This is a genomic window from Luteirhabdus pelagi (assembly GCF_016827595.1).
GTDB lineage: Bacteria > Bacteroidota > Bacteroidia > Flavobacteriales > Flavobacteriaceae > Luteirhabdus > Luteirhabdus pelagi.
The window spans coordinates 166,661-182,752 of the sequence record NZ_JAECMS010000006.1; the positions used below are offsets into that span (position 1 = coordinate 166,661).

11 protein-coding genes and 1 rRNA gene are annotated in these 16,092 nt (G+C 42.4%); 9 read left to right on the forward strand and 3 right to left on the reverse strand.

Annotated elements, in window-relative coordinates; genetic code table 11:
• Positions 1–58 precede the first annotated feature (58 nt).
• A complete protein-coding gene (locus I4Q58_RS14645; RefSeq protein WP_203296647.1) occupies positions 59–3,172 on the forward strand; it encodes a VPS10 domain-containing protein in 3,114 nt (1,037 codons plus the stop codon).
• On the opposite strand, the gene recQ is transcribed toward I4Q58_RS14645, so the two are convergent.
• The gene (gene recQ / locus I4Q58_RS14650) at positions 3,169–5,361 is read right to left on the reverse strand and encodes a DNA helicase RecQ (RefSeq protein ID WP_203296648.1); all 2,193 of its coding nucleotides are present in this window, start codon (positions 5,359–5,361) and stop codon (positions 3,169–3,171) included. The two genes, I4Q58_RS14645 and recQ, sit on opposite strands and share 4 nt — an antisense overlap.
• A 203-nt stretch (positions 5,362–5,564) precedes the next feature.
• On the opposite strand from recQ, the gene I4Q58_RS14655 reads away from it, so the two are divergent.
• The 8 genes from I4Q58_RS14655 to I4Q58_RS14690 all read left to right on the forward strand — a co-directional run bounded on the left by I4Q58_RS14655 (position 5,565) and on the right by I4Q58_RS14690 (position 14,340).
• Positions 5,565–6,530, forward strand: a complete 966-nt coding sequence (locus I4Q58_RS14655) for a KpsF/GutQ family sugar-phosphate isomerase (protein ID WP_203296649.1) — start codon at positions 5,565–5,567, stop codon at positions 6,528–6,530.
• Positions 6,530–7,357, forward strand: a complete 828-nt coding sequence (gene tatC / locus I4Q58_RS14660) for a twin-arginine translocase subunit TatC (protein WP_203296650.1) — start codon at positions 6,530–6,532, stop codon at positions 7,355–7,357. Before I4Q58_RS14655 ends, tatC begins: the two co-directional genes overlap by 1 nt.
• Position 7,358: 1 nt before the next feature.
• A complete protein-coding gene (locus tag I4Q58_RS14665; protein WP_203296651.1) occupies positions 7,359–7,712 on the forward strand; it encodes a carboxymuconolactone decarboxylase family protein in 354 nt (117 codons plus the stop codon).
• Between the two features lie 121 nt (positions 7,713–7,833).
• The gene (locus I4Q58_RS14670) at positions 7,834–10,062 is read left to right on the forward strand and encodes an NADP-dependent isocitrate dehydrogenase (RefSeq protein ID WP_203296652.1); all 2,229 of its coding nucleotides are present in this window, start codon (positions 7,834–7,836) and stop codon (positions 10,060–10,062) included.
• 106 nt (positions 10,063–10,168) lie between these two features.
• Positions 10,169–12,481 carry a TonB-dependent receptor gene (locus tag I4Q58_RS14675; RefSeq protein ID WP_203296666.1) on the forward strand — a complete coding sequence of 771 codons (2,313 nt, stop codon included), beginning with the start codon at positions 10,169–10,171 and terminating at the stop codon, positions 12,479–12,481.
• Positions 12,481–13,290 carry a DUF4249 domain-containing protein gene (locus tag I4Q58_RS14680; RefSeq protein ID WP_203296653.1) on the forward strand — a complete coding sequence of 270 codons (810 nt, stop codon included), beginning with the start codon at positions 12,481–12,483 and terminating at the stop codon, positions 13,288–13,290. Before I4Q58_RS14675 ends, I4Q58_RS14680 begins: the two co-directional genes overlap by 1 nt.
• 20 nt (positions 13,291–13,310) lie before the next feature.
• The gene (gene murQ, locus I4Q58_RS14685) at positions 13,311–14,132 is read left to right on the forward strand and encodes an N-acetylmuramic acid 6-phosphate etherase (protein WP_203296654.1); all 822 of its coding nucleotides are present in this window, start codon (positions 13,311–13,313) and stop codon (positions 14,130–14,132) included.
• The gene (locus tag I4Q58_RS14690; RefSeq protein WP_203296655.1) at positions 14,119–14,340 is read left to right on the forward strand and encodes a DUF6095 family protein; all 222 of its coding nucleotides are present in this window, start codon (positions 14,119–14,121) and stop codon (positions 14,338–14,340) included. Before murQ ends, I4Q58_RS14690 begins: the two co-directional genes overlap by 14 nt.
• 2 nt (positions 14,341–14,342) lie before the next feature.
• Here I4Q58_RS14690 and I4Q58_RS14695 read toward each other — a convergent pair whose 3' ends face one another.
• Both I4Q58_RS14695 and rrf read right to left on the reverse strand, forming a co-directional pair.
• Positions 14,343–15,695, reverse strand: a complete 1,353-nt coding sequence (locus tag I4Q58_RS14695) for a T9SS type A sorting domain-containing protein (protein WP_203296656.1) — start codon at positions 15,693–15,695, stop codon at positions 14,343–14,345.
• Positions 15,696–16,013: 318 nt separating this feature from the next.
• Positions 16,014–16,092, reverse strand: a 5S ribosomal RNA gene (gene rrf / locus I4Q58_RS15780); the annotation flags it as partial.

The window sequence follows — 16,092 nt, forward strand, 5'->3', positions numbered from 1 at the left end:
TGCTATTTTATACTGTCCATATTTTAAATATCTTTATAGACCAACCAATTTGACGTTTATGAAATTTTACCTCTCCCTACTGCTTTCATTATTCATTTTTCTTCCTTTCGACACTTCTGTTGAAGCACAAGAGCTTTCCGATACTGAACTTTCAAATTTGGAATATCGCTTCGTAGGCCCTTATCGCGGCGGTCGTGCCACGGCAGTGACAGGCATACCCAATCAGCCACATACCTTTTATGTGGGTTATACTGGAGGAGGCGTTTGGAAAACCGATGATGCCGGTCATCATTGGACGAATATTTCAGATAGTGGAATTGAATGTGGAAGCATAGGCTCCGTTGCGGTTTCTCCTATTTCACCTAAAACCCTATTGGTAGGAACCGGAAGTGATAGCCCTAGAGGAAATATTAGCCCAGGAATTGGAATGTACAAGACTACTGATGATGGCAAAAATTGGAAGCATGTAGGCATGGAAAACTGTGGTCAGATTGGCGATATTATTTACGATCCTAAAAACCCCAATATTGTATATGCCGCAGCCCTAGGAAACATTTTCGAACCCAACCCAGAACGCGGTGTATATAAAAGTACCGATGGTGGCGATACGTGGAAGCAGGTATTCTTTTTAAATGATAAAACCGGAGCAATTGATATTGCGCTACACCCAGAGGATTCCAATATTATTTATGCCGGAATGTGGCGGGCCGAGCGTAAGCCATGGACCTTAATAGATGGTGGTGAAACGGGCGGATTGTATAAAAGCACCGATGCCGGAAAAACATGGAATCGCATTTTCAACGGGTTACCAAAAGGACTGGTTGGAAAAATTGGGATTGCGATTTCACCCGTAAATCCTGATAGAATATGGGTGATTCAACAAACAGCAAAAGAAGAAGATGGCGGTGTGTATAGAAGTGACGATGGCGGAGATTCCTTCAAAAGAATAAATAGAAATCATAAATTACGGCAACGGGGTTGGTACTATTCCAGAATTTTTGCCGATCCACAGGATGAAAATACCGTTTATGTAACCAATACTGGGTTTTATAAATCTATCGACGGCGGAAATACTTTCGACACCCGATTTAATGTTCCACATGGTGATTGCCATGCGGTTTGGATTAACCCGAACAACCCAAAGATTATCGCTAATACGAATGATGGTGGTGGCACCATCAGCATCAACGGTGGTAAAACGTGGAGTACCCCTAACAACCAACCTACCGCCGAACTGTATCGGCTAACGGTGGACAATCAGTTTCCGTATCGTTTATATGCAGGTCAACAGGACAATACAACCATTGCCATGCCGAGTCGACATGATGGCGGTATTCATCCCCAGCAGCATTGGGAAGATGTCGGCGGAGGCGAAAGCGCCGATGTTGCGGTGCATCCCGATAATCCGAATATTGTATATGCCACAACCTATAGCGGTATTATTACACGAAAAAATTTAAAAACAGGAGAAACAAGGGATGTGGGTGCCTACCCACATTATACCGAAGGAACAAAACAACGCGATTTAAAGTATCGCTGGCAATGGAACTTCCCCATTCGGGTTTCGAAGCACAATCCAGACGTGCTGTACCATACTTCAAATTATGTTCATAAAAGCACTGATGAAGGTCAACGTTGGGAAATGATAAGTCCCGATTTAACCAACGATATCGATGCCTACCAAGACATTCCTGGCGGTCCTATTCAGCATGATGGTACTGGAGTGGAAATTTACAGTACGATCTTTAGCTTTGAGGAAGACATTTTTGAAGCGAATACCCTTTGGGTTGGCAGTGACGACGGACGGATGCATATTACTAGAAATGGAGGCGGTTCTTGGGAGGAAATTACCCCAAAACAAATGCCGAAGGAAGGAACCGTAAATGCTATTTTGCCATCCATTCATAAAAAAGGAAAAGCCTATGCGGTTATTTATCGATACCGCGATGGCGACCCAAAACCCTATATTTTTAAGACTGAAAACTATGGAAGTTCTTGGACGACCATTACCTCTGGAATTCCAGCGGATCATTTCGCAAGAGCAATTGCGGAAGATTCGCAAGTAGAAGGACTGCTATTTGCCGGAACAGAATTTGGAATGTATATATCGATGAATGATGGCGCCTCGTGGCAACCGTTTCAACGAAACCTTCCGTACACTCCTGTAACCGATATGGAGGTAAGAGGAAATGATCTCATTCTATCGACACAAGGACGTGGCTTTTGGATCATGGATGATATTTCAACCCTTCGCTCGTTAAAAAAGAACGGCGTTCCTAATGCTGCTACCCTATTCCCCATTTCCGACACCTATCGCTCTACCTTAGGCGGCTATTCCGGATGGGGACCTGCGCCAACTTCCAAGCGCTATACAGCAGACATTGTATTTTATATTCCGAAATGGGACAGCACACAAACCGCTAGTCTTAAGGTTATGGATGCACAAAATAATGTTGTGCTGGAGAAAAGTACAAATGCGGAAGAGAGCAATTCAAAGTTATCGGTTCAACAAGGTATGAACATGTATTCCTGGAATCTTCAATACCCAAGACCGACCTTGGTTGAAGATTTGGTTATGATGGATATGCGCTATCCAGGGCAAGGGCCAGGCGCGCCTTCTGGTAAATACACGGCGGTCTTGACTGTTAATGGGGATACTAAGGAACAAACGTTTCAACTGAAGAAAGATCCTCGCTGGGATATTACGGATAAAGACCTTCAACAAAATTTCGAATTGGCATCCTCGGTCTCCGCATTGCTAACCGAAAGTCAAGAGCGTATACAGAACCTACGAGCTATTCGGGAACAAGTAGAACAAACCAATTCCCTTTTAAAGAAAAAAGAAAAACAGCAAGTTTTAATTTCTAAAGGAAAAGAACTTTCAGAAAAAAGTTTGGAATTGGAAGACATGATCTTTCAACGGAAAATTGAAACCAGTCAGGACGAAATCAACTATCCTAGAAAGTTTACGAATCATCTTATCAGATTATACCGAGTGGTATTAGGACAGGACAACAGGCCTTCGGCTGGAGAATTAGAACGTTGGGAAGATCTTCAGCAGCAATACAAGCCGTTCGATTCGGCATACACGCAATTCATGAATCAAGAGTTGAAATCGTATGAAGCTGCTTTAAAGGATGCGAATATTCCACATGTGGTAGTACCACATTAATTGGCGACTTCGCTGATAAATTTGATTCGATAGAGCCGAAGTTCCTCTTCTTCGTATTCGCCATCGAATTCTTCCATGGCGACATCAATTTTATCGGTTTCGGCTTCTAAGAAGTAGTCGTGGATTTCTTCCTGTTGGTCTTCATCTAGGATGTCTTCAAGCCAATAGTCGATATTTAGCTTAGTACCACTATACACGATGGCTTCCATTTCCTTGATAAATTCATTCATATCAAGACCTTTTCCGTCAGCGATGGTATCTAAAGGAAGCTTTCGATCCACATTTTGTATGATATATAATTTTAAGGCGCTGTTACTTCCAGTACTTTTCACCACAAAATCATCAGGACGAATAATATCGTTTTCCTCCACGTAACGTTCAATAAGTGCTAGAAATGGTTGCCCAAACTTTTTCGCCTTGCTTTCCCCCACCCCATGAACATTCGACAATTCATCCATTGTAATAGGATATTTTAGTGCCATATCTTCCAAGGAAGGGTCCTGAAAAATAACAAAGGGTGGTAAATCTTTTTTATCGGCTACCTTTTTTCGTTCTGCCTTCAACAACCTATAGAGGTCTTGGTCGGCGGCATCGCCTGCTTTTTTCTGGGAAACAATGGCATCGTCGTTGGCCTCCTTAAAACTGTGGTCTTCCGTCATCATAAAAGTGGAAGGGTTCTCGATAAATTCCTTTCCGGCTTTCGTCATTTTAATGACACCATAGGTTTCAATATCCTTTCGAATGTAACCTGCTACTAATAACTGACGTAATAATGCCATCCAATATTTCGATTCGTGTTCGTCTCCACTTCCAAAGAAGGGTTGCGAATCGGTACGGTGCGACTTTATCAACGCATTGGTTTTTCCGACCAACACATTCACAATTTCCTTCGCTTTATATTGTTGATTGGTCTTGGAAACGATTTCCAGTAATTTTTTGGCATTTTGAGTAGCTTCGTGCTGCTTTTTGGGATGCCGCATATTATCGTCCATATCGCCGCCCTCACCCGTTTCATTATCGAACTCTTCACCAAAATAATGAAGGATAAACTTTCGACGTGAAATAGAGGTTTCCGCAAACGCGACCACTTCCTGTAATAATGCATGCCCGATTTCCTGTTCAGCCACAGGCTTGCCGCTCATAAACTTTTCAAGCTTTTCGATATCCTTATAGCTATAAAAGGCCAAACAATGTCCTTCACCCCCATCGCGACCTGCACGACCGGTTTCCTGATAGTAGCTTTCGATGCTTTTAGGAATGTCGTTATGAATGACAAAGCGAACATCGGGTTTATCGATACCCATTCCGAAGGCAATGGTCGCCACTACTACATCTACATCTTCCTTTAGAAACATATCCTGATGCTTCACTCTTGTTTTGGAATCCAATCCCGCATGATAGGGAACTGCTTTAATGCCGTTCACCTGAAGGGTTTGTGCCAATTCTTCTACGCGTTTACGCGCCAAACAGTAAATGATTCCGCTTTTTCCTTCATTCTTTTTTACAAAGCGAGTGATGTCGGCATCGACATTCTTGGTCTTCGGGCGAATTTCATAGTATAAATTCGGTCGATTGAAGGAAGCCTTAAATGTATTGGCATCCTGAATCCCTAAGTTTTTTAAAATATCTTCTTGAACCTTCGGTGTAGCGGTTGCGGTTAATCCGATAATCGGAATACCATCCCCTAACCGTTGAATAATTTTACGAAGATTTCGGTATTCTGGTCGAAAGTCGTGTCCCCATTCACTTATACAGTGCGCTTCATCTATAGCGACAAACGAAATTTTTTGGGATTGAAAGAAATCGATGTATTCTTCCTTCGTCAATGACTCGGGAGCGACATACAAAAGTTTGGTCACGCCATTTTCAATATCGCTTTTTACCTGCCGTATTTCTGATTTGTTTAAGGAAGAATTCAATACATGTGCAATGCCTTCTTCAGAAGAAAGCGATCGTAGCGAATCCACCTGATTCTTCATCAATGCAATAAGGGGTGAAACAACAATGGCCGTACCATCCTTAATAAGTGCGGGAAGTTGGTAACAGAGCGATTTTCCACCGCCAGTTGGCATAATTACAAAGGTATTGTGATTGGTAAGAATGCTTTTTACGACATCTTCCTGTAATCCCTTAAAGGAACTAAAGCCAAAATAATGCTTAAGTGCTGCGTATAATTCAGTATCGGTCACGCTGCGAAATCTTTTATAAGTGAATCAATTGCGAATTGTTACGATTAAATTGTGTTAGCGACGGAACAATTGTAATTTTGCAATCGTTGCCTGCAAACGGTATCTTATGCTGAAGATAGGGCCGATAGGCGATTTTTTTAAAAATTTGCATTCTAAATATACTAAATTCCCCTACAGTTACAAACTAAGAAACCGCTAAAGTTTTGAGCACAACCGAACAGATTATAGCCATCGCAAAACGCACCATCCGAATTGAGAGTGAAGCCATCGCGCACCTTGAATCGCTCGTGGATGATGAGTTCGCAGCCGCTGCAGAATATATTTACAAATCGAAAGGAAGGGTTATTATCACCGGAATCGGAAAAAGCGCCAACATTGCCACAAAGATTGTGGCGACGCTAAACTCTACAGGTACTCCCGCCATCTTTATGCATGCTGCAGATGCCATCCATGGCGATTTGGGCACCATATTGGAAAACGATACTGTAATCTGTATTTCAAAAAGTGGAAACACACCAGAAATAAAAGTACTGGTTCCGCTAATTAAAGGCATCAATAACAAATTAATTGCCATTACTTCCAATCGAGAAAGTTTCTTGGGCCAGCAAGCCGATTTCGTGTTACATGCCTTTGCCGAAAAGGAAGCCTGCCCTAACAATTTGGCACCTACTACCAGTACGACCGCACAGTTGGTAATGGGCGATGCCTTGGCTATGGCGTTATTGGAATTGCGAGGCTTTTCGAGTAGCGATTTTGCGAAATTCCACCCCGGAGGTTCACTAGGGAAGAAATTATATACCAGAGTTAGCGATCTCGCTGCCTTGAATGCGAAACCTGAGGTATCCACTGGTACGCCTGTTAAGGATGTGATTGTTGAGATTTCAGAGAAAATGTTGGGTGTGACCGCAGTAGTAGAAAATGAAAAAATTCTTGGTATTATTACCGATGGCGATTTACGTCGTATGCTTGCGAAGACAGATTCCTTTAAGGGATTGACGGCTAAGGATATCATGACACAAAACCCTAAAACCATCGACGCAGACGAAATGGCGGTAGAAGCCATGGAACGTATGGATCAAAATGGAATTACACAATTACTTGTGGTAGATAATGGTAAGTATACCGGTGTGGTTCATATTCATAATCTTACCAAAGAAGGCATTATTTAATGGCGAAAAAGCTTCAACAAAACAATTCTGAAAAGGAAATGTCCTTTTTAGACCATTTGGAGGAACTCCGCTGGCACCTCATTCGATCCACAGCGGCAGTCGTAATTGTTGCTACGGGAGCATTTATCGCTAAGGACTTTATTTTCGATGTGCTGCTGTTTGGTCCAAAAAGTGCCGACTTTCCCACCTACCGCATGCTATGTCAGGCTGCACAATTTATAGGAATGGATAGCTTTTGTTTCGATGAACTCCCGTTCCGAATCCAAAGTAGAACCATGTCCGGACAATTCTCGGCCCATATCTGGACATCGATAACTGCAGGATTTATTTTAGCCTTTCCTTATATCCTGTATGAGTTTTGGAAGTTTATCAGTCCTGGATTAATGCCTAACGAACGTAAAAATAGTCGTGGTTTTATTTTAATCGCCTCTTTTTTGTTTTTCCTTGGTGTCCTTTTCGGCTATTATGTCGTTACACCTTTATCGATTAATTTCTTGGGAAGCTATCGCGTAAGTGAACAAGTATTCAACGACTTCGATCTGAGCAGCTATATCTCTTTAGTACGCGCCTCGGTCGTTGCGAGTGGGCTTATTTTCGAGCTACCAATCGTGATTTATTTCCTCACAAAAATTGGATTGGTCACACCTGAAATATTACGGAAATATCGCAAATTTGCTCTCGTTATCGTATTGATCATTTCTGCCGTCATTACCCCTCCCGATATCGCAAGCCAAGTAATTGTTGCAGTGCCGGTTGTAATTCTTTACGAAATCAGTATTTATATTTCAAAAGCGGTTGTCCGCAACCAGAAAAAAGCGAAAAAGTAAGATGGAGAACAACATCGTTTCAGAATTTAACGCTTACCGTTCTAAGATGAACGCCAAGCTATTGACGGATAACAACAAGGTGATTCGTCGCATTTTCAACCTCGACACCAATGCCTTTGCAGAAGGCGCTCTTCCGAAGAAAACAAAGGAGTTGATGGGCTTGGGAAACTCGATGGTATTGCGTTGCGACGATTGTGTTCGTTACCATTTGGAAGCCTGTTTCAACCTAGGGGTTACGAAAGAAGAAGTGGTCGAGGCACTTAGTATTTCCTTGCTTATCGGCGGAACGATTGTTATTCCACACCTGCGTCGTGCGTACGAATTTTGGGAAGCGCTGGAGCAACAAAATCAATAAATCCCCTAACACCTATCGCTTAACATAAGCTTAAGCCTTTCCCACTTTCAAATCGAGGGTCAAATCGTTATATTTGCGTTTCTTTTAATCGACGAAACCAACGATTCAAAAACCCTTATACATGACAAAGACCGCCAAGATTATCTACACGAAAACAGATGAAGCCCCTTATCTAGCAACACACTCCCTACTTCCCATCATAACAGCATATACCAACCCTTCCAATATCGCTATCGAAACGCGCGATATTTCACTGGCTGGAAGAATTCTCTCCCAGTTTCCAGAATACTTGAAGGAAGACCAAAGGGTTAACGATGCCTTGGCCGAGTTGGGTGATTTGGCCAAAACACCAGAGGCAAACATCATCAAGCTTCCGAATATCAGTGCATCAATTCCACAGTTGGAAGCGGCTATCGCCGAGCTACAAGCCAAAGGATACGATCTTCCCGACTATCCCGATGAGCCAAAAACCGATGAAGAAAGGGAAATTTACAAACGGTATAACAAGGTAAAGGGAAGTGCTGTAAACCCAGTGCTACGTGAAGGAAATAGCGACCGTCGTGCGCCAAGGGCCGTAAAAAACTACGCAAAAAAGAACCCACATCGTATGGGTAAATGGAGCAGCGACTCCAAAAGTCATGTGGCTACGATGAGTGAAGGCGATTTCCGTCATACGGAACAATCTGTTACCGTTGAAAATGAAGGTAGCGTTAAAATCGTTCATGTTGATGGCGATGGCACAGAAACAGTATTGAAACCTTCAGTTCCGGTTCAAAAAGGTGAAATTATCGATGCTTCGGTGATGGAGAAGAAAAAGTTAATTGCTTTCCTAAAAGAACAAATAGCCGACGCTAAGGACAAAGGCGTGTTGTTTTCGCTTCATATGAAGGCAACGATGATGAAAGTAAGCGACCCTATTATCTTCGGACATGCAGTGAAGGTATTCTTCAAGGATTTATTCGAAAAGTATGGTGAAACTTTCGATGATCTCGGTGTAGATGTAAACAATGGTTTTGGCGATCTTCTGAATGAAATCGGTAATCTTCCCGTTACTAAAAGAGAACAGATCCTAGACGAAATCTCAAATATCCGTCAAGAACAACCGGATTTAGCAATGGTGAATAGCGATAAAGACATCACCAACCTTCATGTACCAAGCGATGTTATTATCGATGCTTCTATGCCAGCCATGATTCGGACTTCAGGGCAGATGTGGAACAAAAACGGTGATACCCAAGATACCAAGGCGGTAATTCCAGATAGCAGCTATGCTGATTTGTACCAGGAGACCATCGAGTTCTGCAAAAAGAACGGTGCCTTCGACCCGACCACTATGGGAACGGTACCGAATGTCGGTTTAATGGCGCAAAAGGCGGAAGAATATGGTTCGCATGATAAAACCTTTGAAATTAACAAAGAAGGTATTATAAAGGTTATTGATGAGTCAGGAAAAGTACTGATGGAGCACAACGTTTCCGAAGGTGATATCTGGCGTATGTGCCAAGTGAAGGATGCGCCTATTCAGGATTGGGTGAAACTTGCAGTAAGTCGAGCACGTGCCACCGGTTGGCCAGCCGTTTTTTGGTTGGATAAAGACCGTGCCCACGACGCCCAGCTTATCAAAAAAGTAGAAAAGTACTTACCGGAATACGATACGGATGGCTTGGAAATCCACATCATGTCCGTGAAAGATGCTACTCAATTTACGTTAGAACGCGTAAAAAAAGGTGACAATACCATCTCGGTCACTGGAAATGTATTGCGCGATTATCTTACCGACCTCTTCCCTATTTTGGAATTGGGAACCAGTGCCAAAATGCTTTCCATAGTTCCACTGATGAACGGGGGTGGCTTATTTGAAACGGGCGCGGGAGGATCTGCTCCAAAGCACGTGCAACAATTTGTGGAGGAAGGACATTTACGATGGGATTCCTTGGGTGAATTTTTAGCGTTAGCGGTTTCCCTAGAACATCTCGGAAACAAATACGATAACGAAAAAGCGCTGCTATTGGCAGAAGCCTTGGATGAAGCGACCGAAAGTTTCCTTCAGAATAAAAAGTCACCTTCCCGAAAGGTAAACGAATTAGATAACCGCGGAAGCCATTTCTATTTAGCAAAATATTGGGCGGAAGCCTTAGCGAATCAGGATAAGGACGAAACGCTAAAGAATCGTTTTACGCCTGTCGCGAAAGCGCTTACTGACAATGAAGATAAAATCTTAAGTGAACTATTAGCCGCACAAGGAAGTCCGGTCGATATTGAAGGCTATTACTGGCCTAATGAAGATCGGGTGTTTGCTGAAATGCGGGCAAGCGAAACCTTTAATAAGATTCTATCCGAAATTCAATAAGTCAAAACAATAAAGCCTTCAGCTTCGGTTGAAGGCTTTTTATGTTACAATTGCCTTGAAGAAAAAGATACTTACCCTATTGTTGCTGCTATTGGGACTTGTTGTAATGTCCCAAGAAAAATTCACCTTGAGTGGTACCGTGGAGGAAGCAGACACCGGGGAAACCCTTATCGGTGTCAATATCCTAATTCCTTCACTCAATACGGGAACAGTTACCAACGAGTATGGTTATTATAGCATTAGCTTGACAGAAGGCACATACGAAGTTTTTTACCGCAGTCTGGGGTTTGCCACGCAAAAGCGAACCATCGACCTATCGCGAGATCAAACTATAAACCTTTCACTGGAAAGCGATACCGAAGCCCTCGATGAAGTCCTTATTACGGCCGATGCAGAAAGACTTAACATTAAAAAACCGGAAATGAGCGTAAACCGCCTTTCCTCCAATACCATCAAAAAGATTCCTGTGGTGTTGGGAGAGAAAGATGTAATTAAATCGCTAAAGCTCTTACCCGGCGTTACTGGCGGTGGTGAAGGTGCTAGCGGCTTCAATGTTCGCGGTGGGGCGGCCGATCAAAATTTGATTCTTCTGGATGAAGCAACCTTATTTAGTAGCGATCACCTTTTTGGCTTCTTTTCGGTTTTTAATCCAGATGCCATAAAAGACCTGACACTTTATAAGGGTGGTATTCCAGCTAGATATGGCGGTAGAGTGTCGTCAGTTTTGGATATCTATCAAAAAGATGGGAATAAACAACGCTTTGGTGCGACCGGAGGCATTGGATTGGTAGCAAGTCGATTATTGCTGGAAGGACCAATAAAAAAAGATACCGCTTCCTTTCTGATTGGCGGAAGAAGCAGTTACGCCCATTTATTCTTGCCACTTTTCGACAACGACAATGTTGCGTATTTCTACGATTTAAATACTAAGGTTAGTTACACCCTCAATGAACGAAACAAGCTTTTCCTCTCTGGTTATTTTGGTAGGGACAAGTTCGATATCGCCGATAGTTTTTCAAACTTATACGGAAACACTACGCTGAATCTACGCTGGAACCATTTATATTCCGATAAGCTCTTCAGTAACTTATCCCTGATTTTTTCTGATTACTACTATGGATTGGAATTATCGTTTGTAGAGTTCGATTTTGATAGTGGGATTCGAAATTTTAATGTGAAGTACGATTTAACACATTTTCTCTCCGAAAAGGTTGAAATGCGCTACGGACTCAATAGTATTTATTACAAATTCAATCCTGGTGATATCCGTCCTACTACCGAAAGCTCGGGCATCAATCCATTCAAGCTTACCGACAAGTATGCTTTTGAAAATGCTGTTTATGCCGAAGCAGAAATCGAACTCACGCCAAAACTATCCGTACAGGCTGGTTTACGACTGTCTACGTTTAACCGACTGGGCCAAGATGAGTTTTATTTATATGAAAATGACAATCCGGTAACCTACGATTCGAACTTGGACATCTATCAAAAGGCAACGCCAATCGATACCATCTCACAATCGCGTAGTGAAACCATCGAAGCTTTCGCCAATCTAGAGCCTCGCTTGGGTATTGCCTATCAACTGAGTGATGATGCTTCAATTAAAGCGAGTTACAACAGGATGGCACAATACATTCACCTTATTAGTAATACATCGGCTCCTACGCCTTTCGATGTGTATGCACCAAGTGGTAAATATATCGAGCCCCAATTAGCCGATCAGGTGGCTTTGGGCTATTTTAGAAATTTTGAAGATTTCTCCTTTTCCGCAGAAACCTTCTATAAAACGGTACAAAACCGATTGGATTATGTAGATGATGCCGATTTAATTGCCAACAATGCCATTGAACAAATCCTACTAAATGGAGAGGCTAGAGCCTACGGATTAGAACTGTTACTACGTAAAACGCAGGGCAAATTGCAAGGATGGATTGCCTATACGCTTTCCAAAAGTGAACAACGAACGCCGGGAAGAACGCCAGAGGAAATTGGCATAAACAACGGGGAATGGTACAATTCGCCATGGGACAAAACCCACGATATTAGCATTACAGCACAATATGAATGGAACGATCGCTGGTCGTTTGGTGCTAACTTTGTTTATCAAACCGGTAGACCCGAAACCTTTCCCTCTGCTCAATATGTATTCAATGAGCTAACAGTTCCAGTATATGGTCCTCGAAACTCGGAACGCTTAAGCAGTTACCATCATCTTGATGTTTCAGCCACATGGAATCCGAAAGGCAAAGAGGACAAAGCTTGGGAAGGCGAATGGGTCTTCAGCATTTACAATGTGTACAATCGTATGAATGCAGCTTCCTATTCCTTTGGAAGAAATACCGATAACGGTCAAAATGAAGCAACGCGATTGAGTATTTTTGGAATCATTCCCTCTGTAACCTATAACTTCAAATTCTGATGAAAAAACTTTTTTACATTCTAGGGGTTTTAGCCATCAGTTTGATGGGGTGTGAAGATGTTATTGACGTTGATCTTCCAGAAAGTGAACCGCGCCTGGTAATTGATGCAGCGATCTTTCGAAATGTTGAGACGGAGGAAACCATACTTCGCGTCATACTTTCACAAACCACTCCCTTTTTTGATGAACAAATACGTTTCGTAAATGATGCCGAGGTACGCATTACTTCTTCCAATGATGAGACATTTTTGCTAGAGGCTATTGGAGAAGGCGAATATACAAATCCAAATATTGTCGTTGAAAGCGATGTTTACTATACACTTGAAGTAACCTTTGAAGGTGAAACCTATTCAGCGACAGAGACTATAGAGACAGTTGTTCCTTTGGAATTTGTGGACCAAGACGATGAAGGCGGTTTCGACAATGAAAGTATCGAATTAAAAGCTTACTTTACCGATCCAGCAAATGTTGAAAACTTCTACTTTTTCGAAGGACTATCAGAAAGAGGCAATTCGTATGATGCTTTGGAAGATGAGTTCTTCGATGGAAACCCCATTTTTGGATTTTATTTCGTCGACGACTTAGAAGCGGAAGATGAAGTAACCTTTCGATTAAGCGGAATAGATGTACAGTACTATGATTATTTATTTACACTACTTCAACAAACCGGCGATCAAAGTGGAGGGCCCTTCGAAGTACAACCCGCAACCGTTCGAGGAAATATTGTAAACCAAACCGATCCGGACAATTATCCCTTAGGATATTTTAGAATCTCGGAAGTTTCAATCCTTACCTACACCGTTCAATAGGAGTTCCGTATTTTTGTGTCATGAGTTTTCAAAAAACCACAGAAGCCGATTCGCACTACGACCACTTGGAAAAGATGAGCATCCAAGAACTACTGGTCAATATCAACATGGAGGACCAAAAAGTTCCGATAGCTGTTCAAAAAGCACTTCCCCAGATAGAGGTTCTTACCCAAATTGTTTCAGAAAAATTGAAAAATGGTGGCCGATTGTTTTATATCGGAGCCGGGACAAGCGGTCGACTTGGCATTGTAGATGCCAGTGAATGCCCACCAACGTTCGGCGTTCCACACGGGTTGGTAATCGGTTTAATGGCCGGCGGCGATAGTGCTATGCGAAAAGCCGTTGAGTTTGCAGAAGACTCCGAAAAACAAGGCTGGAAGGACCTACAGGAGTACGAAATTTCAGAAAAAGATGTGGTAATCGGAATAGCTGCTTCTGGTACGACACCCTATGTAATTGGTGCTTTAAAGAAGTGTAATGATAATAATATCAGCACAGGCTGCATAACCTGTAATCATGGAAGTCCATTGGCAAAAACCGCTCAATTCCCCGTAGAAGTGGTGGTCGGACCAGAATTTGTAACCGGTAGTTCCCGAATGAAAGCCGGAACAGCACAAAAACTCGTCCTAAACATGATCTCAACTGCGGCCATGATTCAGTTAGGTCGCGTAGAAGGGAATAAGATGGTCGACATGCAACTTAGTAACAATAAACTTGTACACCGAGGCACCCGAATGGTAATGGAAGTCTTGAATATTTCCGAAGAAAAAGCAAACGAGCTTTTACTAAAGCATGGTAGCGTACGATCCGCCATAAAAGCTTTCCCCGATGAAACACACTAACAAAAAGTTGCTGGTAAAAGGCATCAAGCGCTTGGCGATTTGTATTCCCTTACTAGTACTGACAACCTACGTTATCACCTTTTCCTTTTTAAACAAGGAAACCATACCGCTATATATAATCCTGCCACTAGGCATATTGCTAATGGCAGGAACTATTTATTTATTATTTAGCGGAATCAAGATTATTCTTTCTTCCTTATTCGACTGATTTTATTTCGATTTTACGAAGCGAACAGTCTGACTTCTATCACCAAACTCCAAAGTAATCGTGTAGATTCCTTCAGCTAAACGCGACACATCTAGCACTGCATCTTGTGCATTTATTTGAACCTCTAACACTTTCTGACCAACCATTGAATGTATTTCAATATGTTCTATCACATTCGAATGAGAAATTACCAGGTTCTTAGCCGTTGGGTTCGGATACAAACGCAATGAACTAGCATCGAAGCTATTTACGTCAAGTTCAAGGGTAATGGTTACTTCAAGAAAATCGCTAAAGCAACCATCTTCTTCCGATACGGCATAATAGGTTTCACCATCCTCCAATAGCGTAGATAAGGCTAAAGGATTTACAAATGCTTCAGCATCGGCTTGAGTAGCAAACCAAAATACATCGCTAGGCGATACAACAATATCAGCCAATGTTGAACCTTCAGGGAAACTTTGTTCGGCATCCCCAACAGGAGTAGCAGGAGGGGTACAGGGTTCTAGGCTTAGTCTACCGAAGTATTGACTCGAATTACCATTAATCGGTGTGCTGATACCGGTCCCTGGATCTAAACTTCGCACACCGGCTGCATTCGAAACTAGCACATTTCCATTTTCCAATTGTGCTACACCACGAAGGTTTCCTTCATCATAATAATTTAAAATTGAGCCATCGTCTATGGAGAATTCATATAAACCGGAAGAATTCGATCCCGAGATACTAAATACAGCAGCATACACCGAATTATTGTCAGTATTCACTTCCATCTGCTGAATAAAATTTACAACTCCTTCGCCTACTACATTTCCCAAAACATTACCATCGTAATCGCGACGTTCAATCTTAGATTCCGCGCTGATATAAGAAATATAGACCTCTCCACCACCTACATCAATAATGTCAAAAGCCGAATCGTTACCCGTGGTAGGAAAAGAACCTAGCTCATTCCCTGAAAAGTCATAACGTATAATCGCATTTCCCGGAGCACCATTGTTCGTACCTGCATTGGTCACCCATACTTCTCCATCTACCAATTCCATGCCCCGAACATTATCCAAACCAGTATCAATAGTGCTGGTAAAATTCCCGTCCAGGTCAAATCGGTCAATACGATCTTGAAGTTGATCGCTTATCCAAATCTCATTACCGACCTGTAACAATGCCTTCGGAGTAGAGGGATTTAAAGGCGTGAGGTCTATAAATGCTGGATCTTCAATGCTACCATCGGTGGGATTCAACAACACAACCACCGGATCCTGAATTACGGCGATATATTCCTGCGCCGATATGCTAGAAAAAGATAATAATAAAGTAAGGAGGGCTAAGCCCGCTTTTAGAGTAGTTTTTTTCATAATAGGTTGAATTTAGTCCTACCAAGATAATCAAATTTTGAATTAGTGCCTACACAGAAAAGTTACAGCTTTATGTTATAAGAAAATGGACTATAAGTTTAATTGTAACCAAAAGGAGAGAAGATCCAGAATGATAATGAAGAGAATAGTTGTTTTTATGGCAACAGCCGGGCTTTTCGCTATATCTTTTTGGGCGAACCTACTGGCCCAAAAAGGATGTCGCTGCAATCCCTGTTGCAGGCGGCCGCATTTGGGCCCGACCGTTTCGGACACCCACAAAAAAAAAGACCCGACCGCCATTGCGATCGAGTCTCTAGAAGAAGGCGGCGACCTACTCTCCCACCTGGAGGGCAGTACCATCGGCGCTGGCGGGCTTAACTTCCCTGTTCGGAATGGT

Excerpts from the sequence above, each read along its gene's own strand:
- I4Q58_RS14695 (WP_203296656.1), bottom strand. The coding sequence starts at position 15,695 with ATGAAAAAAACTACTCTAAAAGCGGGCTTAGCCCTCCTTACTTTATTA.
- tatC (WP_203296650.1), top strand. The coding sequence starts at position 6,530 with ATGGCGAAAAAGCTTCAACAAAACAATTCTGAAAAGGAAATGTCCTTT.
- I4Q58_RS14670 (WP_203296652.1), top strand. The coding sequence starts at position 7,834 with ATGACAAAGACCGCCAAGATTATCTACACGAAAACAGATGAAGCCCCT.
- I4Q58_RS14690 (WP_203296655.1), top strand. The coding sequence starts at position 14,119 with ATGAAACACACTAACAAAAAGTTGCTGGTAAAAGGCATCAAGCGCTTG.
- murQ (WP_203296654.1), top strand. The coding sequence starts at position 13,311 with ATGAGTTTTCAAAAAACCACAGAAGCCGATTCGCACTACGACCACTTG.
- I4Q58_RS14645 (WP_203296647.1), top strand. The coding sequence starts at position 59 with ATGAAATTTTACCTCTCCCTACTGCTTTCATTATTCATTTTTCTTCCT.
- I4Q58_RS14665 (WP_203296651.1), top strand. The coding sequence starts at position 7,359 with ATGGAGAACAACATCGTTTCAGAATTTAACGCTTACCGTTCTAAGATG.
- I4Q58_RS14675 (WP_203296666.1), top strand. The coding sequence starts at position 10,169 with ATGTCCCAAGAAAAATTCACCTTGAGTGGTACCGTGGAGGAAGCAGAC.
- I4Q58_RS14680 (WP_203296653.1), top strand. The coding sequence starts at position 12,481 with ATGAAAAAACTTTTTTACATTCTAGGGGTTTTAGCCATCAGTTTGATG.